The 25296-nt window shown below is 44.5% G+C and carries 25 protein-coding genes, 3 tRNA genes and 1 rRNA gene; 24 read left to right on the top strand and 5 right to left on the bottom strand.

Annotation, left to right across the window (positions count from 1 at the left end; all coding sequences use genetic code 11):
• The first annotated feature begins 8 nt into the window (after window positions 1-8).
• The 10 genes from rrf (at window position 9) to G9U52_RS36470 (ending at window position 7227) form a co-directional block, all read left to right on the top strand.
• A 5S ribosomal RNA gene (gene rrf / locus G9U52_RS36515) occupies window positions 9-125 on the top strand.
• 323 nt (window positions 126-448) lie between these two features.
• Window positions 449-1906 carry an IMP dehydrogenase gene (gene guaB, locus G9U52_RS36510; protein ID WP_166157659.1) on the top strand — a complete coding sequence of 486 codons (1458 nt, stop codon included), beginning with the start codon at window positions 449-451 and terminating at the stop codon, window positions 1904-1906.
• Between the two features lie 191 nt (window positions 1907-2097).
• Window positions 2098-3312: a D-alanyl-D-alanine carboxypeptidase family protein gene (locus tag G9U52_RS36505; protein ID WP_243767771.1), complete on the top strand. Its 1215-nt coding sequence runs from the start codon at window positions 2098-2100 to the stop codon at window positions 3310-3312.
• Between the two features lie 107 nt (window positions 3313-3419).
• The gene (gene pdxS / locus G9U52_RS36500; protein WP_166157653.1) at window positions 3420-4301 is read left to right on the top strand and encodes a pyridoxal 5'-phosphate synthase lyase subunit PdxS; all 882 of its coding nucleotides are present in this window, start codon (window positions 3420-3422) and stop codon (window positions 4299-4301) included.
• 27 nt (window positions 4302-4328) lie between these two features.
• The gene (gene pdxT, locus G9U52_RS36495) at window positions 4329-4901 is read left to right on the top strand and encodes a pyridoxal 5'-phosphate synthase glutaminase subunit PdxT (RefSeq protein WP_166157650.1); all 573 of its coding nucleotides are present in this window, start codon (window positions 4329-4331) and stop codon (window positions 4899-4901) included.
• An 11-nt stretch (window positions 4902-4912) separates the two neighbouring features.
• Window positions 4913-6196, top strand: a complete 1284-nt coding sequence (gene serS, locus G9U52_RS36490) for a serine--tRNA ligase (protein WP_166157647.1) — start codon at window positions 4913-4915, stop codon at window positions 6194-6196.
• An 82-nt stretch (window positions 6197-6278) separates the two neighbouring features.
• Window positions 6279-6368, top strand: a tRNA-Ser gene (locus G9U52_RS36485).
• A gap of 149 nt (window positions 6369-6517) precedes the next feature.
• A complete protein-coding gene (locus tag G9U52_RS36480) occupies window positions 6518-6865 on the top strand; it encodes a hypothetical protein (RefSeq protein ID WP_166157644.1) in 348 nt (115 codons plus the stop codon).
• 17 nt (window positions 6866-6882) lie between these two features.
• Window positions 6883-7065, top strand: a complete 183-nt coding sequence (locus G9U52_RS36475) for a hypothetical protein (RefSeq protein WP_166157641.1) — start codon at window positions 6883-6885, stop codon at window positions 7063-7065.
• Window positions 7066-7083: 18 nt separating this feature from the next.
• Window positions 7084-7227: a small acid-soluble spore protein P gene (locus G9U52_RS36470; RefSeq protein ID WP_166157638.1), complete on the top strand. Its 144-nt coding sequence runs from the start codon at window positions 7084-7086 to the stop codon at window positions 7225-7227.
• A gap of 182 nt (window positions 7228-7409) precedes the next feature.
• On the opposite strand, the gene G9U52_RS36465 is transcribed toward G9U52_RS36470, so the two are convergent.
• Both G9U52_RS36465 and G9U52_RS36460 read right to left on the bottom strand, forming a co-directional pair.
• Window positions 7410-7595, bottom strand: coding sequence for a hypothetical protein (locus G9U52_RS36465; RefSeq protein WP_166157636.1), 186 nt, complete (start codon window positions 7593-7595; stop codon window positions 7410-7412).
• Between the two features lie 162 nt (window positions 7596-7757).
• Window positions 7758-8612, bottom strand: coding sequence for an aldo/keto reductase (locus G9U52_RS36460; protein WP_166157633.1), 855 nt, complete (start codon window positions 8610-8612; stop codon window positions 7758-7760).
• A gap of 261 nt (window positions 8613-8873) precedes the next feature.
• Here G9U52_RS36460 and G9U52_RS36455 point away from each other — a divergent pair.
• The 7 genes from G9U52_RS36455 to G9U52_RS36425 all read left to right on the top strand — a co-directional run bounded on the left by G9U52_RS36455 (window position 8874) and on the right by G9U52_RS36425 (window position 17413).
• Window positions 8874-8950, top strand: a tRNA-Arg gene (locus G9U52_RS36455).
• Window positions 8951-9555: 605 nt separating this feature from the next.
• A complete protein-coding gene (locus G9U52_RS36450) occupies window positions 9556-11811 on the top strand; it encodes a helix-turn-helix domain-containing protein (protein WP_207953431.1) in 2256 nt (751 codons plus the stop codon).
• A 168-nt stretch (window positions 11812-11979) separates the two neighbouring features.
• Entirely contained in the window at window positions 11980-12945 is a 966-nt protein-coding gene (locus tag G9U52_RS36445) for an ABC transporter permease (RefSeq protein ID WP_166157627.1), read from the top strand.
• Window positions 12946-12957: 12 nt separating this feature from the next.
• Complete coding sequence (locus G9U52_RS36440; protein ID WP_166157624.1) at window positions 12958-13836, top strand: carbohydrate ABC transporter permease; 879 nt, start codon at window positions 12958-12960, stop codon at window positions 13834-13836.
• A 30-nt stretch (window positions 13837-13866) separates the two neighbouring features.
• Window positions 13867-15396, top strand: coding sequence for an extracellular solute-binding protein (locus G9U52_RS36435; RefSeq protein ID WP_243767770.1), 1530 nt, complete (start codon window positions 13867-13869; stop codon window positions 15394-15396).
• Between the two features lie 137 nt (window positions 15397-15533).
• Window positions 15534-16358, top strand: coding sequence for a sugar phosphate isomerase/epimerase family protein (locus G9U52_RS36430; protein ID WP_166157621.1), 825 nt, complete (start codon window positions 15534-15536; stop codon window positions 16356-16358).
• Window positions 16355-17413: a Gfo/Idh/MocA family protein gene (locus tag G9U52_RS36425; RefSeq protein WP_166157618.1), complete on the top strand. Its 1059-nt coding sequence runs from the start codon at window positions 16355-16357 to the stop codon at window positions 17411-17413. The genes G9U52_RS36430 and G9U52_RS36425 overlap by 4 nt, the downstream gene beginning before the upstream one ends.
• Before the next feature lie 128 nt (window positions 17414-17541).
• Here G9U52_RS36425 and G9U52_RS36420 read toward each other — a convergent pair whose 3' ends face one another.
• The gene (locus G9U52_RS36420) at window positions 17542-18402 is read right to left on the bottom strand and encodes a helix-turn-helix transcriptional regulator (protein ID WP_166157615.1); all 861 of its coding nucleotides are present in this window, start codon (window positions 18400-18402) and stop codon (window positions 17542-17544) included.
• 148 nt (window positions 18403-18550) lie between these two features.
• Between G9U52_RS36420 and G9U52_RS36415 the strand changes: the two genes are divergently transcribed.
• The gene (locus G9U52_RS36415) at window positions 18551-19369 is read left to right on the top strand and encodes a phytanoyl-CoA dioxygenase family protein (RefSeq protein ID WP_166157612.1); all 819 of its coding nucleotides are present in this window, start codon (window positions 18551-18553) and stop codon (window positions 19367-19369) included.
• Window positions 19370-19408: 39 nt separating this feature from the next.
• Entirely contained in the window at window positions 19409-20341 is a 933-nt protein-coding gene (locus tag G9U52_RS36410) for an NHL repeat-containing protein (protein WP_166157609.1), read from the top strand.
• Window positions 20342-20870: 529 nt separating this feature from the next.
• Here G9U52_RS36410 and tatC read toward each other — a convergent pair.
• A complete protein-coding gene (gene tatC / locus G9U52_RS36405) occupies window positions 20871-21611 on the bottom strand; it encodes a twin-arginine translocase subunit TatC (protein WP_166157606.1) in 741 nt (246 codons plus the stop codon).
• A 14-nt stretch (window positions 21612-21625) separates the two neighbouring features.
• Window positions 21626-21877, bottom strand: coding sequence for a MerR family transcriptional regulator (locus G9U52_RS36400; RefSeq protein WP_166157603.1), 252 nt, complete (start codon window positions 21875-21877; stop codon window positions 21626-21628).
• Window positions 21878-22136: 259 nt separating this feature from the next.
• Between G9U52_RS36400 and G9U52_RS36395 the strand changes: the two genes are divergently transcribed.
• From G9U52_RS36395 to G9U52_RS36375, 5 genes are all read left to right on the top strand, one after another.
• Entirely contained in the window at window positions 22137-23744 is a 1608-nt protein-coding gene (locus tag G9U52_RS36395) for a flavin monoamine oxidase family protein (RefSeq protein ID WP_166157601.1), read from the top strand.
• 38 nt (window positions 23745-23782) lie between these two features.
• Complete coding sequence (locus G9U52_RS36390) at window positions 23783-24343, top strand: RidA family protein (protein WP_166157598.1); 561 nt, start codon at window positions 23783-23785, stop codon at window positions 24341-24343.
• Window positions 24344-24375: 32 nt separating this feature from the next.
• Window positions 24376-24591 (top strand): twin-arginine translocase TatA/TatE family subunit, encoded by a 216-nt coding sequence (locus tag G9U52_RS36385; RefSeq protein ID WP_166157595.1) that lies wholly within the window; start codon window positions 24376-24378, stop codon window positions 24589-24591.
• Between the two features lie 79 nt (window positions 24592-24670).
• Window positions 24671-24744, top strand: a tRNA-Arg gene (locus G9U52_RS36380).
• A 215-nt stretch (window positions 24745-24959) separates the two neighbouring features.
• Window positions 24960-25205 (top strand): ABC transporter substrate-binding protein, encoded by a 246-nt coding sequence (locus G9U52_RS36375; protein ID WP_166157592.1) that lies wholly within the window; start codon window positions 24960-24962, stop codon window positions 25203-25205.
• Window positions 25206-25296 lie beyond the last annotated feature (91 nt).

Genomic DNA, 25296 nt, shown 5'->3' with positions numbered 1-25296 from the left:
AGCAACCGTTTGGTGATGATGGCAGAGGGGAACCACACGTTCCCATCTCGAACACGACCGTTAAGCCCTCTAGCGCCAATGGTACTTGAACCGCAGGGTTCTGGGAGAGTAGGACATTGCCAAGCACTGCATAAATAAAGAAAGAGCCTTCCGATGAAAATTCGGTAGGCTTTTTTTTAACATATAAGATTTTATATGTTTTGGGATAACCGGTGGGTTATTCCTTATTTTTTCATAACATGGCAACGAATCTGGTTATACTACAAAGGATGTTCATGTAAATGAAGTAGAGGCTAATTTCTACCTGTTCACAAACTTCACACTCCTTATCCAAATTAGGAGAACTTAAACGGTTTTTAATAAGTTATACTTGACATGAAAAATGGGCTTTTGATAAACTTGCAATCATATATGTCGGCAACTAGGAAAAACAAGGAGGATTACGTTTGTGTGGGAAACGAAATTTGCTAAAGAAGGTTTAACTTTTGATGATGTGCTGTTAGTTCCGAGGAAGTCTGAGGTTTTTGGCAAAGAGATCAATATTAGTACGCAATTAGCGGGTCACATTAAACTGAATATTCCCCTTTTGAGCTCTGCAATGGATACCGTTACAGAGTCCGCATTAGCTATTGCTATCGCCCGTGAAGGTGGAATTGGGATTATTCATAAAAATATGTCGATTGCCCAACAAGCGGAGGAAGTAGACCGGGTAAAACGATCTGAGAGTGGGGTTATAACGAATCCCTTTTCTTTAACAGCTGAGCATCATGTTTATGATGCCGAGGAGCTAATGGCCAAATATCGAATTTCGGGAGTTCCTATCGTTGACGAGAACAAGAAGCTTGTAGGTATTTTAACCAATCGTGATCTTAGGTTCGTCCATGATTATTCGATCAAAATTGAACAGGTTATGACACGTGAAAACTTGGTAACCGCCTCTGTAGGGACAACTCTGAGCCAAGCTGAAGGCATTTTGCAAAAGCATAAGATCGAAAAACTGCCCATTGTGGATGAGAATAATGTATTAAAAGGGCTGATTACAATTAAGGATATTGAGAAAGCCATTCAGTTTCCTAATTCAGCGAAGGACAAGCAAGGGCGCCTAGTTGTTGGTGCTGCAGTTGGAGTTTCCAAGGATGTGATGGAACGGACTGAAGCGTTAATCGCTGCCGGCATAGATATGATCGTGGTTGATTCTGCGCATGGCCATCATATTCATATTCTCCAAACAGTAAGAAAATTGCGTGAGAAATATCCCGATCTTACTATTTGTGCAGGAAATGTGGCGACGGGTGACGGGACAAGGGACCTTATTGAAGCTGGAGCCTCTATGGTGAAGGTGGGGATCGGACCGGGCTCGATTTGCACCACTAGAATTATTGCAGGTATTGGTGTACCGCAAATTACGGCAATCTACGATTGCGCATCTGTAGCTAGGGAGTATAACGTGCCTATTATCGCTGACGGCGGGATTAAGTACTCTGGGGACGTTACAAAGGCTATTGCAGCTGGAGCGAACGCTGTAATGATTGGCAGCTTGTTTGCCGGAACGGATGAGAGCCCTGGAGAATCGGAAATTTACCAAGGCAGAAAATATAAGGTTTATCGGGGTATGGGATCTTTAGGTGCAATGAAGGAAGGCAGCAAGGATCGATATTTTCAGGAAAATGAAAGCAAGCTCGTTCCAGAAGGTATTGAGGGTCGAGTAGCTTATAAGGGGCCTTTGGCAGATACCGTATTTCAATTAATTGGTGGCTTGCGTTCTGGCATGGGGTATTGTGGAGCGAGCACGATTAATGAGCTGATCACCGAGACTTCCTTTATACGGATTACAGGTGCAGGATTGCGCGAAAGTCATCCTCATGATGTACAAATTACGAAGGAAGCTCCGAACTATTCTTTATAATAAATAGGAAAAAAGAGGACGGAGCTATGAGCTGCCGTCTTCTTTTTTTGAACAGGGTTGTTCGCTGTGGTACAATAATAACTATGTGTTTGTAGAATGACCCAGAAGGAGTGAGAATGTTGCTATTCCCAGTAAAACGCATATCCATCTTATTAACTGCTGCGTTGCTAGTCCAATTAGGTTCAATATTCATGGTTACACCTAAGTTTGCAATGGCAGCAGAGGCGGTTGATTTAAAGCTAGAGGCCAAATCTGCTATTTTGATAGAAGCTGGAACGGGACAAGTTTTATACGAGTTTAATCCAGATGTAGCTCTTCCTCCTGCAAGTATGTCAAAGATGATGACGGAATATTTGGCTATGGAGGCTGTGAAAAGCGGTAAACGCAAATGGGAGGACATGGTCACAACAAGTCAATATGCATCGGATGTGATCGGTTCTGGAGGGCTATTAGCCTTAAACGAGCAAGCGACACTAAGGGACATGTTCTCTGCGATGTCGATTTATTCATCGAATGATGCCTCAGTAGCAATTGCCGAATTTATCGGGAATACGGAAGAAAATTTTGCAAAGATGATGAACGAGAAAGCCAAGCAGTTTGGCTTGTCGGAGCAGGCCCATTTTATTAACGCAACGGGCTTATCCAGGGCGGACTTAGGGAAATATGCACCGCAGGAATTACAGGGTGAAACCCTTTTAACAGCAAGAGATGCAGCCATTATTGCTTATAATATTATTAAGGATTTTCCGGAAATTTTGGAGACTACCAAAATTCCCTCGAAAAAGTTCCGAGAAAAAGATCTATCACCGATGATTAATTGGAACTGGATGCTTGCAGGCAACAAAGATAATGCTAACCTCAAGAAATACTCTTATGAAGGGCTTGATGGTTTGAAGACAGGCTCTACAGATGATGCAGGCTATTGCTTTACAGGTACAGCGGAGCGTAACGGGGTTCGCTTAATTAGTGTGGTAATGGGAACCAAAACAGAGCCTAAACGTTTTGAAGAGACACGGAAGGTGCTGGATTACGGTTTTACCAATTTTGAAACAAAGCAGGTGCTTGCCGCTAATTCAGAAATAGATTCCTTAAAAGTAGTAAATGTTAATAAAGGGATTGAGCTTCAAGTGGGTGTCGTTACCGAAGGAGCGATTTCATTAATCGCCAGAAAAGGCGCAGCACCCGAGGAATTCAAGGTTACAGCTGCTGCCATTGATGAAACCAAGCGGGTAGCGCCGATTACCAAAGGAGATATTATGGGAACTGCAACAGTCACTTATCAAGGCATAGAAAAAACAACGAATTTGATTGCTGCGGCCGATGTAGTCAAAGCAAGCTGGTTTCGATTGTTATTCAGGGCTATAGGAACCTTCTTTACCGATCTGTTGGCTGGGGCGAAGGGCTAAGAAAAACCGCTTAACGGATTGTATATTTGGGCGTATTCCTGTAAAATGATTGTTTAGTGGTTTGTGGATTTATTAAATTATCGTATATATGTTTGGAGGAAAAGGAAATGGAAACAGGTACTTCGCGAGTCAAAAAAGGAATGGCAGAAATGCAAAAGGGTGGCGTCATTATGGACGTCATGAATGCTGAACAAGCAAAAATCGCTGAAGCAGCGGGAGCCTCGGCTATCATGGCTTTGGAGCGAGTGCCTTCCGATATTCGTGCAGCAGGTGGCGTAGCGCGTATGGCTGACCCGACTGTTATGGAAGAGGTCATGAAGGTTGTTTCAGTCCCTGTTATGGCCAAAGCCCGTATCGGTCACTATGTAGAGGCGAAGATCCTTGAATCTATGGGTGTGGATTACATCGATGAAAGTGAAGTACTGACTCCGGCTGATGAAGTATTTCATATCAATAAGAGAGATTTTACAGTTCCTTTTGTATGTGGAGCTAGGGATCTTGGTGAAGCACTACGCAGAATCGCTGAAGGCGCATCGATGATTCGTACTAAGGGCGAACCGGGAACGGGCAATATTGTAGAAGCTGTTCGTCATATGCGGATGATTGTTGGCCAAATTAAAAAGGTGAGTTCGATGTCCAAGGACGAGCTGTTTGCTGAAGCCAAAAATATCGGCGCACCTTATGAGCTATTGCTGCAAATCCATGAAACAGGCAAATTGCCTGTAGTTAACTTTGCGGCAGGTGGTGTTTCTACTCCAGCTGATGCAGCGTTAATGATGCATTTGGGAGCCGATGGCATCTTTGTAGGCTCAGGTATTTTCAAATCGGAAAATCCAGAAAAATTTGCTAAAGCGATCGTGGAAGCGACCACGCATTATACCGATTATGATTTGATCAGAGAAGTTTCCAAAAATCTTGGCGCTCCGATGAAGGGCATCGAAATTTCCAAGCTGGATGCGACTCAGCGTATGCAAGATCGTGGCTGGTAAGAGCAACGGGTTAAGAGGGTGGCAACGATGAAAATAGGTGTGTTGGCTCTTCAAGGAGCCGTAGCTGAGCATATCCGATTAATCGAGAAGGCCGGCGGCGAAGGCGTTATTGTTAAGAAAGTAGAGCAGTTGGATGAACTGGACGGGATTATTATTCCCGGTGGCGAAAGCACAACAATCGGAAAATTGATGCGGACGTACCATTTTATTGAAGCTTTACGTGCGTTTTCGGAACAAAAGAAACCGATCTTTGGCACTTGTGCTGGCTTGATCGTGATCGCCAATGAAATCGAAGGACAGCCGGAGGCTCATCTCGAATTAATGGATATGAAGGTATCACGGAATGCATTCGGGCGGCAGCGTGAAAGCTTTGAGACCAATTTGGCCATCAAGGGTATTGCTGATGACGTTCGCGCCGTGTTTATACGGGCTCCATTAATTAATGAAGTCGGTTCTGATGTTGAAGTATTAGCAACCTATCACGACCAGATCGTGGCGGCACGTCAAGGGCATTTGTTGGCGGCTTCGTTTCATCCGGAACTGACCGATGATGAGCGGATGCATGCTTATTTTCTAAACATGGTACGTGAAAATAAGTAGGAGGGGTCTCCTTGTTAGATGTAAAATTGTTTCGAACAGAGGCAGAGCTAGAACGGGTACAGCAGGCGATGACAAAGCGTGGCAAGCCGCTGGACGATATTAGTCGTTTTACAGGTCTTGATTCGAAGCGTAGAGAGCTGCTGCAGGAAGTGGAGCAGCTGAAGAACCGCCGTAACGTCGTTTCCCAAGAGGTTGCCGCTTTGAAAAAGGCCAAGCAGGACGCAGATGCGTTAATTGAGGAAATGAAAGGCGTCGGTGACCGCATCAAGATACTAGACGATGAAATCCGAGGCTTGGAAACGGATTTAAATATGATTATTATGGCTTTGCCCAATATACCTAATGACAGTGTGCCGGTGGGCAGCTCGGAGGACGACAATGTGGAAATTCGCCGTGTGGGCGAACCGGCCACGTTCTCCTTTGAACCGAAGCCACATTGGGAGATTGGCCAGCAATTGGGCATTTTGGATTTTGAAGCGGCGGCGAAAGTAACCGGTTCAAGGTTCGTGTTCTATAAGGGCCTTGGGGCACGTTTGGAACGGGCGTTAATCAATTTCATGATGGATCTGCACAGCGACCAGCATGGGTATGAAGAGATCCTGCCTCCATACATAGTCAACCGCGACAGCTTGACCGGAACGGGGCAGCTACCTAAGTTTGAGGAAGACGTGTTCAAGCTTGCGGGGACGGATTATTTCCTGATTCCGACGGCCGAGGTTCCCGTCACGAATTACCATCGTGATGACCTCCTTGCTCCAGAGGACCTACCCAAGTATTTTGTTGCTTTCAGTGCATGCTTCCGTTCGGAAGCGGGTTCAGCTGGCAGAGATACGCGTGGCTTGATCCGTCAGCATCAGTTCAACAAAGTAGAATTGGTCAAGCTGACTGTGCCTGAGCACTCCTACGATGAGCTGGAGAAGCTGACAGCCGATGCGGAGAAGGTACTTCAGCTATTAGGGCTACCTTACCGTGTGTTAAGCTTGTGCACGGCAGATTTAGGCTTCTCCTCAGCGAAAACGTATGATCTTGAGGTTTGGCTGCCTCATAGTGCCATGTACCGTGAAATATCGTCCTGCAGCAATTTTGAGGATTTCCAAGCCAGGCGTGCAAACATTCGTTTCCGCCGCGACACGAAAGCGAAGCCAGAATTTGTCCATACGTTGAATGGCTCAGGTCTTGCACTCGGCCGTACGGTTGCTGCGATTTTGGAAAATTACCAGCAGGAAGATGGCAGTGTCATCGTTCCGGAAGTGCTGCGGCCTTATATGAACAACGTCATCAAGATCAGCAAATAGTTCTTAGTTCTTTAGTATTTTAAAAATTAGAACTTGATAATAGTACCTGATCTGTGATACAATGCTTTTTGTCACGTCACCCGGAGAGGTGGTCGAGTGGTTTAAGGCAGCGGTCTTGAAAACCGCCGAGGTCGTAAGGTCTCCGTGGGTTCGAATCCCACCCTCTCCGCCATACTATAACATTCACAAAGCCGTGTATCCTTTTAAAGGATATGCGGCTTTTTAACTATTTCGTCTTTCGTGTCATTTTTTACCGTTGCCTTAAACGTATAGAACGATTCCTGCTGCCGCATCTTAAAGTCTGTGGAGGTGTTAAAGAGGATGGGAAAAACCGATACGTTAACAATGAACCAAGACCAGTTAGTAAAGGCTTGGAATCAAACCTTGCCCACCGTATTAAATGAGTCTGAGCGTGTGGAAATTAAGGCAGACGCAGCAGACCCTAGAACCATCTGGGTTCATATTGCCACGGCGGGTCATTCCTTTTACAGCTTTGATTTTAAGTGTACCTACGTGGATTCGAGGGAAGTTCATGTAACTTTCGTGGATGTCGAGCAAGATGGGCAGCATATTAATGAACGTACAGAAATTGTACAAACGCTGATTGATGATTATGTGCGGCATATTCACGAATGTGCGCAGCAACTGCATGCAGTAACGCATCATTAATGGAGGTTAGCAGCAAGATGACTAAAAACAAAAGTAATGTAGATAAAAATTTGCAAAATGTAGTTAAAGATTTGGAGAAACAAACGGTTACCAGCCACCAAGCCCAGCAGGTTCAGCAGCAAACGAATGACCATCGCCACCAAGATGCATTGAACCATGATGAGCCGATAGGTTCGTCGATATTGACGGATAAAGAATAGTCTAAGGAGGAACTATAGATGCCTAAAAATTTAGCACAGCCTGTTAATCCGCCAAGCGGAGAGCATCAGGATCCAATTGACCATCAACCTAACAAGCCGTTAGCGGGCTCTAAAAAGGTAAAGCAAGCTAATCATACTCGGCACAACAATGCAAATGGGTGATGCGGTAGCCTAGAATACTTAGCCTCCTCCTTGCGTTGGATTAACGGTAAGTTGAAGGAACGCAAGATTGAGGGTACGCTTAAGAGAGAGCGGATGAAAAAATCTAGTAATAAAATCGATGAAGGTAATTAAAAAAAGAACCCATCTGGGTTCTTTTTTGCACAACTATACAACTATGCATGTTAGTTATTTCTGGTAGCTAGCTCTTGAAAGCATTCCCTCAGCATACTTTGTGCCACTTCCTCGTTGTCGGTGTAGCCGTAGATGGTACCACCTTCAGCCAGTTCATCAAAAACGTCATCGAGTCTGGAGCAAATTGTAATTAAATACTCATCATATACTACGTAAAAACGACTGTTTTCTGACATGGCATTACACCTCACTCGCATCGTTTCCTCATTCTACCACGAAGGAAATAAAAAGAAAATATGGAAATAATGATGCTAAGAAGGCACTTTTACACCTTTAATCTCATAGATGTTAGGGCTGGAGCTGATCACATGCTCGGGCTTTGGTTTTCCTCTTACGTGTTAAGAGCCGATCGTGCTTAATTCCTCGATGTCTTCAGGGGTCAGGGCAACCGTAGCACCCTTAGCACTATTGGTGATGCTGCTGCTTTTGCTAGCTCCCGGTATCGGTATCATTACAGGAGAAAGGTGTAGAAGCCATGCTAGAGCGATTTGCTGCGGCGATGCTTGGTATTTGTCGGCAATGCGCGAGAGCACCTCATTCGCACCAATTTGGCCGGCTTTGCTCATCCCATTCAGCGGGCTGTATGGCAAAAAGGCTATGCCTAATTGCTCACAACGCTTAAGGACGGCATTCGATGAGTGATCAAACAGGTTCATCCTGTTTTGTACGCTTGCCACTTGAAGGATGTCGCTTGCTTCATCCAATTGCTCCACGGAAACATTGGATAACCCAGCGTGAAGCAATTTGCCTTCTTTTTGTAAGTCGGCTATAGCCCCGACCGATTCGGCGAAGGGGACATTAGGATCGGGACGATGTAATTGGTATAGGACAATCGTCTCCAGGTTAAGAGCACGCAGGCTATCTTCAATGGCCTTGCGCAGGTGCTCAGGGTGCCCGTTCGCTTCCCAGCGCCCGTCTGGCCGCTGGTTGCCTCCCTTAGTGGCTACAATAGCCTCAGGATGCTGTTGTAAGGCTTTTGCTAGGATACGCTCATTGTGGCCAAAATCATCGTTATTCAGGCAATAGGCATCGGCTGTGTCAAAAAAGGTAATGCCTTGCTCCAGTGCTGCATGTATGGTCCTAATCCCTTCCTCTTCGGATGGCCTGCCATTTACTGAAATGGGCATGCAACCCATGCCGATGGCGCTTACAGAAAGCCCAGTAGAACCTAGTTTGCGTTGTGGAAATGTCATATGCGATTCCTCCAGAGTATCAATTTTGAAATTCTTGTATAACGGTTGATGGTAAAAGCTTGTTCATTAGTATTATAACAAGCAAGAGGAGCCTATATAAGTAGGGAACTTATACTGCCTTAGTTACTTTGAGGATAGTATTGCATGTATGAGGAAAGGAGGAAGGGCGGTGCTCAATTCATAATGACGATTGAGGCCACCATAAGCTGTAAGGAGAGGTTGCACTCACTATCGTGTTCGTGCTAAAATGAATCTTACCGCGTGCCCGTAGCTCAGTAGGATAGAGCGATAGTTTCCTAAACTGTAGGTCGGAGGTTCGATCCCTCTCGGGTACGCCATTCATCTAAAATTCAAGCCACCTCTAGCGGGTGGCTTTTTGTGTATTCAATAATCGCTATCATTGGAATCGGACAGAGTCATCCATTTAAGAAAGAAACGGGACAAAGTACAAAGCGAACGAATTCAGACAGCAGGGCAGTATTAGGATGAATGGTTTTAATTTTAAGAAAACTCGGCAGCATGGAGCGGTAGTTTTCTGTCTAGCTAACAAGAATCTGATGTTATATGCATCATATTTTGAGTTGAAATCACCGGGAATTTATGTGAATATGGAAACGACAGCTTTCCAAAATAGAAATGCCGGCTCTTTTTGAGAACAGGTGTTCCCGAAAAAAACTCGACGCCTTATCACAGCCGGATCGCGCATAATTTGGGCTGTTGAGAAGAATATAACGAGGAGGAAGAAAATAATAGTATCGAACAATAAAAGGATAGCCATGCAACCTACCAAGCAGTGTCTTTGAAAGTGTTTTCATTTTCACTTGTATCCCATGCGTCTAAGGAGAGCTTTTTTATGAATGTACTGTCCTTTTTTAAAATTAATTTTGACAAGCGAAGTTTGAGAGGAAATTATTTTCGTAAAAGCTTAATTTTCGCTTTAATAATGACTAGTTTGCCTACAGCAATTATTGGAATTAGCACCTATTTTATTGGAATTAAGCAAGTGGAAAAGGAAGTGTACCAAAAAAATCAGTACCAGCTTGAGCAGGTCTTTCAGCGGTTTGATGAACAGTTCTCACAATTTGAACTGATGGTGGACAAAGCAGCGGCTAACTCCATTTTTGATGAAAGACTTAGAGATGCGAATTTCATAGACGAATTTTCTGTTATGCAGGACATTTACAGATTGTTAGCTGTTGCCCAAAGCTCCGATAACATGATTTTGCGGATCGATTTGTATTTACAAAATCAACAATTGCTGGTTTCTAATGATCGGGGTGCGATTCGGCTCAAAGATGAGGCGAACAAGGCAGCTTATGATCCGATTTTGAAATCGGAGGATCTGATGTATTGGAGTGATGCGGAAAAGTATTATCCAAGTGGAGGCACGTTGTTTCCCTTGGTATTGATTCACAAGCTCCCATTTGTCAGTACAAGGCCTTTTGGAGCGTTGTTGGTATATTTGGACAAAACGCTGATTGATAAAGAAATTACGCAATTGAACCCTTATGAAAATGGTATCTCTTTTATCATGAAACCAAATGGCGATTGGATAACATCAGGTAAAGAAGTGGATCCAATTAAACAGCCACTAAAGGATTTTATAAGAAGCAAGGTAATGAAAGGCGAAATTAATCAGGAGCCCTTTAACGTGAAGTGGGAGGGGGCGGAGTATTCTGTTGCCACGGCCACCTTCTCGCGTACAGGCTGGCGATATGTGATTGCTACACCGCTCTCCCAATTAATAGAGCCCATTACTTTAACCTCCAAGCTTATGCTCGTCGTCAGTCTTTCGGGTGTTCTGATAGCAGCCATGCTATCATGGTTTGCTTCACAGCGAATGTACAGCCCCATCAAAAGGTTGGTTCAAATGTTTGGAGGGAGTATCGGTAACAAACTGCCCGAAGAGGATCGGTCCGACGAAATCAAGTTTATAGAAAACAAATGGCTCAACATTACCCGTGAAAGTCGTTCGTTCCAATCTCTGCTGAAAGAAAACCAATACAGTATGAAAAAAGGTTTTTTGCTGCAACTGATTCAAGGGCAGCTTTATTTTTTTTCTGAGATGGAGCTACGGTTGCGGATGGAGGAGTATGGCTGGGATACAGTAAATAAGAAGTTTGTCCTTCTTCTCATACAATTGTCTCCTTTTTCCGAAACCAGCAAACGGTTTGTTGAGGGGGACGAGCAGCTTGTCACTTTTGCAGCGGCCAATATTATTGAGGAGCTTTCCATCGATAAAGAAAATATGGAGGCTATCAATCTCCATAACTTATCCGTTGCTCTATTCGTTTCTTTTACGCAGGATAAGCCAAGGGAACAGATCAAAAGCGAAGTTTTTAGATTTTCGAATGAAGTCATCACGATGATCACCAAATTATTGGGTGTTCATGTGGCTGTAGGGATAAGCAAGCTGAACAGTGACCTCAAGGAACTGCCCAGAGCGCTGGATGAGGTCAAACAATGCCTGCATTTTCGCAATATCGGAGAGCACGGACAAATTATTAGCACAGATGAATTCATTCCGTATGTAAAAGAAAATTTGGAGTATCCGTTTCAAATCGAAAAACAATTAATTCACGCGCTTCAAATGAGGGCTGAGGAAGAAACCATTCAAAAATGGGGCGAGTTTTTATTGGTTTTAAAGGAAGATGCAGGTAGAGCCTTTCAAATTCAACAATACATGGCTCAACTGCTGGGCAGTGTTTTACGAGCGATGATGCAGCTTGACGTAGCACACTCGAGCACCAGTCAGGGCATCAATCTGTATGAGCAGCTGTTCAAATTAAAGGAACTCGAAGAAATCAACAAGTGGTTCGTAACCAGAGTGATTCAACCCTTTCTCAAAACCTTGTCCGAAAAGCAGGGCATCGAGATGAAGCAGACGATCCGCAAGGTGAAGGATATTATTGATCAGGAATATATGAATGATATTTCGCTGGAATATTTATCTGATAAAATCGGAATTCTGCCTAAGCGATTAAGTGCTGTCTTTGCGGAAGTCACCAATCAAAACTTTATCGACTATGTCACGGAAATCCGCTTGGACAAATCCAAGCAGCTATTAAGAAATACGGACTTGAAGGTTACCGAAATTGCAGCTAGAGTGGGTTACCAGCCGTCCTATTTTAATAAAATATTTAAAAAATCAGAGGGTGTTACTCCGGGTGAATATCGGGAATCTGGTATGGGGCTGTAATGCGATGAGCATACAGCCTTTTTTGCATGAAAAAGACTCGAAAATATGCAAACGGGAAAAAGTAATACTCCAGTTAATCGTATTGAGAAAATGTTGAATTGTGAGAAATGGAGCCGTCATGTACATTGAGAACATCAATTCATGTGAACACAAGGAAGGTGGCAGGGAATGCAAAACACGTTGGTAGAATTAGAAAAAAATGCTGGACCGACAAGAAACAGAAGTAAATTCCAGTCGGCAATGAAGGACATCCTGAGGGATAAATACCTATATATATTAGCCTTGCCAGGAGCCCTTTACTTTCTTATTTTCAAGTATGTACCTATGGGTGGAATTCTAATAGCTTTTCAGGATTACTCTCCCTATCAAGGCTTTTTGGCAAGCAAGTGGGTAGGGTTTGAGAATTTCGAACGTTTCTTCTTGGGTAGTGAGTTTTGGAATCTGTTTAGAAATACCATGATGATCAGTCTGCTTAATCTCGTTTTTTTCTTCCCCGTACCGATTGTCGTATCTCTTCTATTAAACGAAGTTCGGAATATGAAATTCAAATCAACTATTCAAAGCATTGTATATTTACCCCACTTTTTCTCGTGGGTTATTATCGCGGGCATGACCTTCTTATTGTTCTCCCGAACTGGAGGAATCGTCAATAATGTTGTCGTTATGATGGGCTTTGATAAAATCGACTTCCTGACGAATCCGAATTATTTTTGGATCATGCTGACCTTGCAATCCATATGGAAGGAAGCGGGATGGGGAACCGTTATCTTTTTGGCGGCAATTGCGGGTACAGATCCGGCGCTTTACGAAGCAGCCAAGATGGATGGCGCGAATCGCTTGCATCAAATGTGGTATGTCACGCTGCCAGCCATTAAGAACGTAGTTATTACCTTATTGATTCTGCGGCTTGGGCAGGTTATGGATGTTGGTTTTGAACAAGTATACTTAATGACCAGCAGCGCGGTATCCAGTGTGTCAGACGTATTTGAAACCTATGTATTCCGTATGGGAGTCAAAAATGGACAATTCAGCTTTACAACAGCCGTGGGGCTTTTCAAATCGGTTGTGGCGCTGATTTTGGTCGTATCGACCAACTGGTTGGCCAAGAAATTCGGCGAAGATGGTTTATATTGAGGAGGTGAGACTATGACTAGAAATACCCGGGCATCAACCTTTGATTATCTGATTACGATCGTTCTCATTTTTATTGGTCTTATTACTTTGCTACCCTTTTTATATATCCTACTTGTATCTTTTGCGACACCCTCAGAATATATCCAAAAAGGTGGAGCTTTCGTCTTTCCGTCCGAATGGACACTGGTCAATTATGAGTATTTGCTGTCCACAGGTGCATTCATCCGTGCCGGGGGAAACAGTGCATTTCTCGCGATTGTTGGAACCTTGTTAAGCCTTGCGGTTACCTCGAGCTTTGCTTATTCCTTGTCCAGAAGAAGGTTAAGGGGCAGAAAAATCTTATTGCTCCTCGTATTGATCTCCATCTTATTTAATCCTGGCATTATTCCGCCGTATTTGGTTGTAAAAAGCCTCGGGCTTATCAATAGTATCTGGTCATTAATTATTCCCGCCTTAACCAGCGGTTGGTACATTTTCCTAATGAAAAGCTTTTATGACAGTATTCCTGTGAGCTTGGAGGAAGCAGCAAGTATCGACGGCTGCAATGACATGGGAATTTGGGTGAAAATCATTCTTCCCTTATCACTACCCTCGCTGGCGGCATTCGGCCTGTTTTATGCGGTAAGCTATTGGAACGTATTTTTTCACGCGATTCTGTACATTAACGATTTTGACAAGTGGCCTCTTCAGGTGCTGCTGCAAAATATGCTGATCGATTCCTCGACCAGTGGCGGCGAGCTTGCCAGTCAAATCGCTTCTGAACAAGAAATGCCTAAGGAAACCTTGAAAATGGCGGCAGTAGTCGTTGCCACAGTACCTATTATTCTGGTATACCCATTCCTGCAGAAGCATTTTGCCAAAGGTGTTATGGTTGGCTCTGTTAAGGAATGATATATAAACAATGCTGAGGAGGTCACAAAGATGGTTTTCAAGAAAAAATCAGCCATGAAGGCAATACCGGTTATGGCTGCAGCTGTATTATTAGTAACGACCGTGGCTTGCAGTTCGAATCCGGGGCCTACAGGCGGTAGCGCGGGTGACAAGAAGGAAGCGCCCACAGAAATCAGTATCATGTCAACGTTCTTCTCGCAAGAGCCCCCGGGTGAAGATAATGTAATTATCAAAGAGATTGAAAAACGTACGAACACAAAGCTGAAAATTACTTGGGTTTCGCCGAATAACTACGCTGACAAGTTGAACGTAACCTTGGCGTCAGGGGATTTGCCGGATATGATTCTCGCCGATTATCCGCAGCGCTACCCATTGGTTAAAAGTATGTCGCAGCAAGGTGCTTTCTGGGATTTGACAACGCTGTACAAAAGCTATCCCAACCTTTCCAAATTTCCTGAGCTTACCTGGAAAAACCTCGCGTTTGGCGATGGTAAAAACTACGGTATTCCACGTGTAAGACCAGTCTATGGTCAAACAGCGCTCAATGTCCGCAAGGATTGGCTGGATAAGCTTGGATTGAAGGAACCCACTACCACGGATGAGCTGTATGAAGTGATGAAAGCCTTTGCTACCAAGGACCCGGATGGCAACGGAAAAGACGACACTTACGGTTTTCTGGGGTATACGGACCCAACGGGTGTAGGTAAGTTCAATGTCATTGAAACAGCCTTTACGAAAACCTTTGGAGATTGGAAGCTGGAGAATGGGAAATTGACACCTGTCATTTTCTTACCATCGCAAAAAGAAGCCCTTATGTATTTGAATAAATTGTATGCAGAGAAGCTGATCCCCGAGGATTTCAGTATCTTGAAGCAAACGCAGACGCTCGATATGATGAAGTCAGGCAAAGGCGGCCTGGATGCTGTTCCCATGGATCAGGCCTGGGAGTCAACAGCTGAGCTCAAGAAGATAAAACCTGATGCTTACGTAGAGCCCCTTGTATCGTTGAACGGTACCACTATAACGGATCCAGGCGCGTTCGGCATGTTTATGATTCCCAAAAAAGTACCTGAAGCTAAAGTGAAGAAAATTATGGAGTTCATGGACTTCGGCGCTTCCGATGAAGGATCTGATTTGGCCAATTACGGCTTTAAGGATGTTCATTTCACCGAGCAGGACGGCTTTAAAATCCCGACAGAACAAGCGAAGAAGGACAATGTCTCTCAGCAGGCTATGGGACAAATTTTCCTGAAATACGATAAATACCAGAAAGCCTACAAGGCTGGTATTCCCAAAGAATTTTACGATCGTCACACTAAGATCATCGACGAACGGACTAAATTTGCAGTTCTGGATCCTTCCATCGGGGTTGATTCTGATGCATGGATTAAATATTGGCCTGAATACCAAAAGAAAATTATCGATTTGAAGGTCAAAATGATTGTGGGCAAGGAAACCCCAGCCAATTATGACAAGTTTGTAGAACAATTAAAGACCGATGCCAACTTTAACAAAATTATTGAGGAAATGAATGTTTCCTACAAGAAGAAAAACGGATAAAAGCGTAACCTGATGACGGCAGTTTGGCCGGAAATCTGTGATGAAGACAAGGACGCCTGATGGCCCCCAAGGCCCTCGGCGCCTCTCTGTTCAAAAGTTAGATACACCCATCCTTCACCATAACGGAGTGAACCTACATGAAATTATCTTTTACCACTTTAGGATGTCCAGAATGGCCCTTAGACAAAATTATTGCAAGCGCCGTAGAGTACGGCTTTGATGCGATAGACTTTAGGGGTTTGACTGGCGAAATGAACATTTATAAGCTCCCTGAGTTTTCTGAATCGGTTCAAAAAACACTTAGCCAAATTACGGATGCCGGGCTCCACGTTTCTTGTTTTTCCAGCTCCGTCCATTTATTTTCAGAAGAAAATTTCGAGAAGAATATTCAAGAGATTACCGAATTCTCAAAGCTTTGCTCCATTTTCGGTACACGTTATATTCGTGTATTTGGTGGAAAGATTGGCGACGTCAACCGGGATACGGCTGTTCAAAGGGTTATAACCCATGTAAGTGAAATGGCGAAAATTGCGAAGGCACATGGCGTTAAGCTGCTAATTGAAACGCATGATGACTGGATTGCTTGCGCCGATATGAAAACTGTCATGGAGCAGGTTGATACAGAAGCTGTCGGCGTACTATGGGATGTACACCATCCTTACCGAATGGTAGGGGAACAGCCTGAGGATAGCTGGAGTGTATTAGGGCAGTGGATTGAATACACCCATGTGAAGGATTCACGCGCTGGAGAAAACGGCGGAGAGGATTTTCAATATTGTTTGACCGGTGAAGGCGATATTCCGCTGAAGGCGATATACCAGCTTTTAATCCGCGAGGGCTATCAAGGTTACTTCACATTGGAATGGGAGAAAAAATGGCATCCAGAATTGGATAACCCAGAAATTGCTTTTCCGCAGTATGTCCAATATATGCGTAAATTAGCTTCGGAGGTGACGGTATGAGCAAGATCAGAGTAGCTATAATTGGTCAAGGACGTAGTGGTCGGGATATACATGCTTTCTCTTTAAGCCAGCTGAAGGAGCAATTTCAAATTGTAGCAGTTGCTGACAAGCTGGAGGAGCGGTTGGAAAGGGCTAAACAAGAGTTGAATTGCGATGTATATAGTGATTATCGTGATCTGTTTAAAAGAACGGATCTGGACTTAATCATTAATGCGTCCCCCAGCAACTTTCACTATTCCATTTCCAAGGAAATATTGGAGCACGGATTTAATGTATTATGTGAAAAACCGCTTGCCAGAACGGCGGCAGAGGTGGATACCCTGATTGAAACGGCAAAAAAATCAGGGAAATTACTTGCTGTATATCAGCAATCGCGGTATGCCCCCGCATTTACTAAGATTCAGGAAATCATCGAATCCGGCGATATCGGCAGAGTGGTACAGGTCAGTATAGCTTATAACAATTTCGCGAGAAGATGGGATTGGCAGACCTTGCAAGCCAACAACGGCGGTAATCTCTTAAATACGGGGCCGCATCCGGTCGATCAGGCTCTCCAATTCTTTAATAGTGAATCCATGCCGAATGTTACTTCCATTATGGATCGTGCCAATACGGCAGGAGATGCCGAGGACTACGTAAAAGTGATCCTGCATGGACATGGACGCCCAGTCATTGATGTCGAGATTTCCTCTTGCTGCGCGTATCCGAGCTTTACCTATAACGTGCAGGGAACCAAAGGCGGTATCAAGGGAAGCACGACACATCTGGATTGGAAGTTTTTCAAGCCAGAGGAAGCCGGAGAACTGAAATTAGTGTCAACACCTTTGGTAAACGAAAAAAATGAACCGGCCTATTGCCGTGAACAGCTGAAATGGTATGAAGAAAGCTGGGAAATTCCCGAAGATCAAGGGAAAGATTTATTTCATACGATGGCTCAAAGCTTCTACGGCATGCTTTACAATACAATTGTGCAAGGCAAGGCGCTCGAGGTTACCCCACAGCAGGTTCGCCAACAAATTGCCGTTATGGAAGAATGCCATCGCCAAAATTCGTAATTTAACCTGTCTTAAGAAATGCCAAGCCACTCTTCGGGGTGGCTTTTTGTGTATTCCCCATTCACCCTAAGTAGCTTTTAAAGGCTTTCGTTCCACCTTGAATGGAGGAATCTCTGTAAACCTCTTGCTTAGCTGCCCTGTTGTCTGAATTCGCTTGGACTTAGCCCTGTTTCCTTCTTGAATTGATGGCTGAAATAATGAATGCTGGAATATTTCAGCTTTTCGGCGATATTACTAAGCGAAAGTCCACCAAGAAGCATTTGTTTTGCACGCTTCATACGCTCCGAAATTAAATAGTGCTTTGGCGTTCTCCCCATCTCCTCCTTAAAGAGCTTGGTAAAATGGATCGGGTGATACCCACACAAATCGGCGAGCTGCTCGACCGTCCACGGTTCCTCGGGGTGGATTCGCATGGCATGGAGCGCCGGCTCTATTTTACTGGCTTTTCCGCTTAAGGATTGATCTAGGACATGACGCATGAGGATTGCGATGAGCTCCATCAGCAGGGCTCTCATCACGAAGGCGTAGCCTGGCTGCTCCAGCTGATATTCTTTTATGATCCTGGGAAAAATCTGCTCTAGCTCTGGAACATCAAACCAGCAAGGAATGGCTACGTTACCATAGACGGGAAAATCCATATGATAGACCGGAGCTGCGCGAGAAAAGTCCGCCATGGAGACTGCCTGTATGCGATAGGCGGGATGGATGGGCTCCGGCGAGGGATGGCACCAATCAAAATGAACGCTGTAGAAGACGGCTTCCGTAACGGTGCTTAGACGATTCGGGCTATCAGGGCCGAATAACACACATTCCCCTGCTTTGATCCGCTGCTGCTTTTGGTCATACAGAAGCTCCGCTTCCCCCTCAATAACATAGAAAAATTGCCAGTCGGGGATCGTCCTGGGTCCCCAGGAAACATGTGCGTCTGCTCTGTCACGGTGAGCGAAATTGATGGTTGGCGTCAGGGTCAGGATGGAACCTACGTTCATGAGTAAGCCACTCCTAATAATGATATTAGAAAAGTATAAATGCCTCTTGGTTTTGTCTACATACATCCCTTGCTAGCATTCGTATACTTACCTATATCACCACTATATCACCGAAATTAAGCTGGTTTCAATGAGAGGGGAATTGTATATGCTGAATGCTGCGCAGATTGAGGAATTTGAACGGAACGGATTTTTAAAAGGGGGTGTCGTGCTGGGTGACAGCGAGGTGGAGCTGCTGCGAACGGAATTGGATTTGGTTATGGAGGGTAAATCGGTTAAGCGGCCGGTTTTAAACCGCAATATGAAGGAAGGCGAATCGCCCTATGACGGGATGAAAATGGTCGCCAATGAGAAGGTCATTCAAATCGTCAATATTTGGATGGTGAGTGATGCCTTTCTACAGCATGCAGGCCATTCCCTTATTTGTGAAGAGGTTGCCCAGCTCTGCCAGACGGATACACTTCGTGTATGGCATGACCAGATTCAATACAAGCCTCCGGTAACAGGTGGACCGACCGCTTGGCATCAAGATCATCCGTTGTGGCCAATTATTCAGCCTGCCGATCTCGTTAGCGCCTGGGTCGCTCTTGACGATGCAGTTATTGAGAATGGCTGCATGTGGATGGTGCCTGGGAGCCATAAATGGGGAGATCACCAAAAATATTTGGCCAGCAACGAGGAGTTTATGCCGTATCACCGAAAGCCAGAATTGCTTCCCGGAGGAGCAGACCTGACAGCGATCCCCTTTGAGATTAAGAAAGGGCAGGTAGGCTACCATCACTCCCTGACTTGGCATGGAAGCCCGAATAATCGGTCTGGCTTGAAACGCCGTGCTATTGCTGTCCATTATATGCCAGGACACACACGCTACGTGCCGTTTGGGAAACATCCGATGCTGCCATATGTGGATATTAAACCGGGAGACATTTTGGCGGGCGAGCATTTTCCAGTTGTTTATCAAAAGTGACGGCTAGTCTCAACCCCATGGAGAGAGGAGATTAACATATTGAAACAACAAGTGATTGGTTGCGCTTCACATTCCTATGAAATAGCAGACGGTTGGGGAAAGCTGCCTGCAAACCTTACTTATGGCTACACACACGGCGTGTGCGTCGATTCCCAGGATAACGTCTATGTGCATAACACGGGTAAGGATGCCGTGATCGTTTTTGACAGGGCGGGTCGCTTTCTTACATCGTGGGGCCAGGAGTTTGAGGGCGGAGCCCACGGCTTTTATCTGCACAAGGATCAGGATGGGAAGGAATATTTGTTTTGCACTGATACGAAGCGTGGACTCTTGGCCAAAATGACCCTAGATGGGAAGCTAATATGGGAAAAAGGACAGCCGGACCGTCCAAATCTCTATGGCGGTGAACGCCGATATGTTCCGACTGATGTATGTGTTGCCCCGAACGGGGATATCTATGTTGCTGACGGATATGGACAATATTATGTTCATCACTATAATTCGGAGGGCGGCTATATCCGGTCATGGGGAGGCCGAGGATCCGAGCCGGGACAACTGCTGGAACCTCACGGGATTTCTGTCAATTTGCGTGGTCATGAACCGGAGCTCTATGTGGCGGATCGCAGAAACCATCGCATTCAGGTGTTCACGATGAATGGACAGCATAAACGCTTTATGGAGCATAATCTCGATCTGCCGTGCAGCTTTTATTTTTTCGGGGATGAGGTTTATATTCCCGATTTGGACAGCCGTGTGACGATTCTGGACAAGGACGATCGCTTGATCACCCATCTAGGGGAGGACCAACAGGCCTATAAACAAAAGGGGTGGCCCAACCTCCCCAAAGCGTATTTCCGACCCGATAAGTTTAGCTCTCCACATGGAGTTTGCGTTGATTCTCGTGGAGATATGTACGTAGTTGAATGGATTTCTGAGGGTCGTTTAACAAAGTTGATCCGGCAAGTGGAATAGAGCAACAGTTTCCTAAACTGCAGGTCGGAGGTTCGATCCCTCTTGGGTATGCCATTACTTTACAATTCAAGCCACCTCCAGCGGTGGCTTTTTGTGGTGTGCAAATACTAGCTGGATAGTCAACCGTGTGCGGGAAACATTTTGAAGCAAGAGGCATGCAGAAACCTACAGCTATAGGTGCTCTGTAAGCCTTGGTCGCTAGCCGCATTAGCAGCGAAGGTAAGAGGGTCTCAGCCTTCCCCAACCCAAGTTAGAGAGCAGCTAAGGCAGATAGGCTTGAGATCAGTTGATCAGAAACAACGGAGCGCCTGGTAACTAGGGGAAAGCTGATAAGTAGCGGCAGCAAGATATTTTGACCACATTGAATAAAAAAAGAAGCGATACTCCGGCGACTGGTTGCAGAATTGGAGCGAAATATCGTTCTGGTAACTCAAGGGAACATCCATACAGTAAGTCGAAACTCTGTTGCTTATAGCGCTCCTCCAGTACACCGCGATACGTTTGCTGGGCTGCTGTTTCTAGCGCGATCTCACCCACTAGTAAAAGCTTCTTGATTTTTGCGACGGTAGACCACTTTGGAGAGCATGATACTGATTTCATACAATAGAACAAGTGGAATAAAGACCATAAGATGAGAAATAATTTCCGGTGGCGAAATCAAGCTGGCAGTAATAACCAGAATAAGATAAGCATGCCTGCGCAAAGCATTCAGCCGTTTAGGATTCAACACGCCCAGCTTGGTCAGAAACATAACAATGATCGGAAGCTCAAATGCAAGGGAAACAGGTATTATAATACTAAACATAAAAGAGAAATATTGGGAGACCCCATAAGTTTCTGAAAACCCTAAGTTTTTGGCAATGCTGGTGGTAAATGCAAGGCTCATCGGAAACACGATAAAATACGAAAAGCAAAGTCCTATGATAAAGGATATAAGTGCAAAAGGAATGTACATAAAAGCTGCATTTTGCTCAACTGGCTCCAATCCCTTTTTAACGAAAGCCCAAATTTGATAAAGGATATAAGGCAATGTGACGACAATTGAGAAGGCAAGTGCTACGCTCATATAAATTTTTGCGCTGTCCCATGGAGAGAACACATTCCATACCATGTCGGAGGCCGGTGGTCTGCTTTTTAAATAATGCAAAATTTGTGGGGCTATAAATAAGCCTGCTATCATGGCCATAAGTAGCACAACTAAAACAAGGATGATTCGTTTGCGCAGCTCTCCTAAATGTCCAATGAATGTCATTGCGTTAGGCATGCTCATAAGATACCTTCCTTTCATATTAAGCTGTATTTGAATTTCAACCGGTTTTTCGCAGCCAACTGCCTGATTTCGAAAGTATTAAAGCCTTCCATCATCTTCTGTTGAATTTCCTTGATCTTCTCCACATCCTCGAACGAGTACTTTCTGGTGCGCCCCTGAGTTCGATTAGGGCTTATCAGCTGCCTTTCTTCATAATACCGAATTTGTCGTTCGGAAAGTCCTGTTAATTCACATACAACTCCAATTCCCATCACTTTTTCGTTCATACTGACATCCTCCAACCTATGTAATGTTTACATCATCTTCACATTGACTTTTTGTGAAGTAATTACTGAAAGGCTTGCATTGGTAATAAATTCATGCCATTTCCAACATAATATCAAGTTTCAATTTATTTTTCATGGTAAAAACTACCTAATTTTAAAAAAACAGTGTTAGATTTACTGACACAAACTAATGCGTAAGCTTCAAAATTTGGTATATTTACTCTCAGATTCAATGATAGCTGAACAGGAGAGTGTTGAGATGGAAAATAAGGGATCAAATGAAATTTCAAGAAGACAGTTCTTGACTACTATCGGTAAAATCGGAGGATCGGCTGCCTTATTCAGCGTAATGGGTACTATGGGGTTATTTTCTCCTGAAACTATGAAAGCAGCGGAGTACACGCCTCCGAGCAGATACGATTTATCTTTAACAAATCGTAACGGTAAGCGGGTGATCATTCTTGGCGGTGGGATTGCAGGGATGACAGCAGCTTATGAGCTAGAGGAGGCTGGGTACGATTGTACGATTCTTGAAGCGCGTTCCCGCTCCGGTGGACGAATCTGGTCTGTAAGGAAAGGTACAACTGTTACGGAGATTGGCGGTGTGAAGCAGGTCGCTCGCTTTGATAGCGGAGAGCACATGTACCTGAATGCAGGACCCATGCGTATCCCTCAGTTCCATGTAACGATGGAGTACATACGTAAATTCGGCATTCCAATAGAACCATTCAACAATGTTAACGATCATGGTTATTACTATAGTGAAAATGTTGGTGCACTATCTGGGCAAAAAATCAGAAAGCGTGCAGTTAAAGCAGACGTTAGAGGATATGTTTCCGAAATGCTGGCCAAAGCAGTAAATCAGAACGCACTCGATTTGCCCTTGAATGTTGAGGAGAAAGAGAAGCTAGTTGCCTACCTGAAACGCGAAGGCGATCTTAACGCAGACCTTTTCTACAAAGGATCTTCCCGGGGAGGTTATAAATCAGAACCAGGCGGCAAGCTCGATGCCGGAGTAGTCCGCGACCCGCTCGATGTGAACTCGATCATTAGCTCCGGATTCGGCAATTTTTTCTCCAGCGAGTATGGATATGACCAACAAATGATGATGTTCCATCCGGTTGGCGGCATGGATAAGATTCCGCAAGCATTCGAAAAGCGCGTCGGCCACAACATGGTGTTCCATGCCGAGGTTAGTGAAATCCGTCAGGATGATAATGGAGTCCGAGTTGTTTACAAAAACAGAGATACTGGGGCAGTAAAGGAAATCACTGGTGATTTCTGTATTTGTACGATTCCACTGTCAGTGCTTCGAGATATTCCGGCTGACTTCTCACCGGAAATGCAGAAAGCTATCTCCAGCATCAATTATGCATCTGCAGGCAAACTTGGCGTCCAGTTTAAACGCCGCTTTTGGGAAACAGACGAGCAGTTGTACGGAGGCACTACGGTAACCAATACCGATGTGGCTTCGATCTACTATCCTCCAACCGGATACAACGCTCAGAAGGGAATTTTGCTTGCCTACTATGCAAACGGAGCTGCTGCAGACCGATTAGGTGCTATGACTCTTGCTCAGCGCGAGCAATACGCATTAAGCACAGGTGCCAAAATTCACCCGCAGTTTTATAAAGAATTCGAAACCTCCTTCTCCGTAAATTGGAAGAGTATCAAGTATAACCAAGGCGGATGGGCTACTTACACGGAAGAAGACCGGAAAACCTATTATCAAACGCTTTGCAAGCCAGACGGCCGGATTTACTTGGCCGGGGAACATATGAGCTACATTACGGCTTGGATGGCAGGTGGAATTGAGTCAGCACGTAAAGTTGTTACTGAACTCCATGAGCGCGTGTTGAAAGCCTAATAGATCAATATTGAAACAGAAGAGGAGACTAGTGGACTATGCTAAATAAAAATATTAAATCTATTCTGCTGCTTGCTATCATGTCTGGTGTTATCAGTATCACAGCTTTTGCTGCGGATGAGCCGGACAAACCTAATAAAATAAATGCTGAGCCGATTTATGAGTCTGAATTTTCCGGAAGTGCAACTTCGTCTATTTCTAGTGGAGTCTCCGTCCCTGCTGGAGCTGCTTACCTTTATACAAGTGGCACTGTTCCTCCTTTATTGAATAAAGATGGTGCAACCGTATATGAGCGTTATGGCGATACGAAGACACAAGCAATTGGTATATTCACCAATTTCGAGAAGCAGCTCGCAGAGAAAGGCTTGACCATGAACGATGTCATATACCTTCGCGCTTATTTAACGGCAGACAAGAGCAAAGATAACAAATTTGATTATGCTGGCTGGAATGAAGCATATGCCCAGTTTTTTAATACCCCGGACAATCCGGTGAAAACTGCACGTTCAACCGTCGGTGTTGCGAGCCTCGTCAATGATGACTGGTTAATTGAAATTGAGGCAGTCGCTGTATATCCTAAAAAACATATTCAAGACTAATCTATCCATTCTATAAGGAGTGTTGATGTCAGATGCTGCAAAATATTGGTATTCCTGGGCTTGTAATGATTCTTGTTGTCATACTTATTTTATTCGGACCTTCTAAATTGCCGGAGCTGGGTCGGGCTGTCGGTCGTACGCTTCATGAATTTAAAGCATCTGCCAGAGAGTTGGTATCCGAAACTAAAGAAGATCCGGAGCCAAAAACAGAGAAAGATTTGTCGGCTAAGTCAATCTCAACAAAATAATGATTACTTATTAATTAATTGCTTAAATAGCTTGGAACTGTGTCGGACGCGGATTTGTATAATTTTCACTATTTACTGCGTGCCCGTAGCTCAGTAGGATAGAGCTACAGTTTCCTAAACTGTAGGTCGGAGGTTCGATCCCTCTTGGGTATGCCTTATATTAAAGTTCAAGCCACCTCTAGCGGGTGGCTTTTTGTGTATTCCAATATTAGCTGGATAGCCCTATGAGATTATTCGTATGTCCAGCGGTGAAGCCAGCTATCATCTACTGACGATGAATAAAACAGGGTAGATGTTGTGCTTGGTGGTCCGACTGATCTTCATGAACAATTAAAAATAATGGAAAATTAGTCAGCTATTATTTCCAAATGAGTAATAAAATTCCGGCGGAATACAAAAATAAAGAGGGATATTGGACAGGTATGTACAGGGGGGCGCTCGCCATTGGCGTGAATCAAACGGTATGGCGGCAGGATCCTAAGTTAGCCTCATTACTGTTGCCACGGCGTTATGAAGATCTACTACGTCCTGAATTAAAAGGGAAGCTGGAAATCCCTGATCCGGAAACCTCAGGTACGGGGTATACCTTGCTCGCATCTCTTACGCAGCAGTGAGGAGAATATGAAGCCATTCAATTAATGAAGGTGCTTCATGAACAAGTCTATCGACCAGTTTTGCAGGAATAACTTCAGCGCAGCGGCTTGC

The sequence above is a fragment of the Paenibacillus agricola genome (genome assembly GCF_011440305.1).
Lineage (GTDB): Bacteria > Bacillota > Bacilli > Paenibacillales > NBRC-103111 > Paenibacillus_S > Paenibacillus_S agricola.
This window is presented reverse-complemented; position numbering and strand designations above follow the sequence as displayed.

Coding starts and splice junctions, on each gene's coding strand:
- G9U52_RS36505 (WP_243767771.1), top strand. CDS start 2,098: ATGGTTACACCTAAGTTTGCAATGGCAGCAGAGGCGGTTGATTTAAAG.
- pdxS (WP_166157653.1), top strand. CDS start 3,420: ATGGAAACAGGTACTTCGCGAGTCAAAAAAGGAATGGCAGAAATGCAA.
- pdxT (WP_166157650.1), top strand. CDS start 4,329: ATGAAAATAGGTGTGTTGGCTCTTCAAGGAGCCGTAGCTGAGCATATC.
- G9U52_RS36480 (WP_166157644.1), top strand. CDS start 6,518: ATGGGAAAAACCGATACGTTAACAATGAACCAAGACCAGTTAGTAAAG.
- G9U52_RS36475 (WP_166157641.1), top strand. CDS start 6,883: ATGACTAAAAACAAAAGTAATGTAGATAAAAATTTGCAAAATGTAGTT.
- G9U52_RS36470 (WP_166157638.1), top strand. CDS start 7,084: ATGCCTAAAAATTTAGCACAGCCTGTTAATCCGCCAAGCGGAGAGCAT.
- G9U52_RS36465 (WP_166157636.1), bottom strand. CDS start 7,595: ATGTCAGAAAACAGTCGTTTTTACGTAGTATATGATGAGTATTTAATT.
- G9U52_RS36460 (WP_166157633.1), bottom strand. CDS start 8,612: ATGACATTTCCACAACGCAAACTAGGTTCTACTGGGCTTTCTGTAAGC.
- G9U52_RS36450 (WP_207953431.1), top strand. CDS start 9,556: ATGACTAGTTTGCCTACAGCAATTATTGGAATTAGCACCTATTTTATT.
- G9U52_RS36445 (WP_166157627.1), top strand. CDS start 11,980: ATGCAAAACACGTTGGTAGAATTAGAAAAAAATGCTGGACCGACAAGA.
- G9U52_RS36440 (WP_166157624.1), top strand. CDS start 12,958: ATGACTAGAAATACCCGGGCATCAACCTTTGATTATCTGATTACGATC.
- G9U52_RS36435 (WP_243767770.1), top strand. CDS start 13,867: ATGGTTTTCAAGAAAAAATCAGCCATGAAGGCAATACCGGTTATGGCT.
- G9U52_RS36430 (WP_166157621.1), top strand. CDS start 15,534: ATGAAATTATCTTTTACCACTTTAGGATGTCCAGAATGGCCCTTAGAC.
- G9U52_RS36425 (WP_166157618.1), top strand. CDS start 16,355: ATGAGCAAGATCAGAGTAGCTATAATTGGTCAAGGACGTAGTGGTCGG.
- G9U52_RS36420 (WP_166157615.1), bottom strand. CDS start 18,402: ATGAACGTAGGTTCCATCCTGACCCTGACGCCAACCATCAATTTCGCT.
- G9U52_RS36415 (WP_166157612.1), top strand. CDS start 18,551: ATGCTGAATGCTGCGCAGATTGAGGAATTTGAACGGAACGGATTTTTA.
- tatC (WP_166157606.1), bottom strand. CDS start 21,611: ATGAGCATGCCTAACGCAATGACATTCATTGGACATTTAGGAGAGCTG.
- G9U52_RS36400 (WP_166157603.1), bottom strand. CDS start 21,877: ATGAACGAAAAAGTGATGGGAATTGGAGTTGTATGTGAATTAACAGGA.
- G9U52_RS36395 (WP_166157601.1), top strand. CDS start 22,137: ATGGAAAATAAGGGATCAAATGAAATTTCAAGAAGACAGTTCTTGACT.
- G9U52_RS36390 (WP_166157598.1), top strand. CDS start 23,783: ATGCTAAATAAAAATATTAAATCTATTCTGCTGCTTGCTATCATGTCT.
- G9U52_RS36385 (WP_166157595.1), top strand. CDS start 24,376: ATGCTGCAAAATATTGGTATTCCTGGGCTTGTAATGATTCTTGTTGTC.
- G9U52_RS36375 (WP_166157592.1), top strand. CDS start 24,960: ATGAGTAATAAAATTCCGGCGGAATACAAAAATAAAGAGGGATATTGG.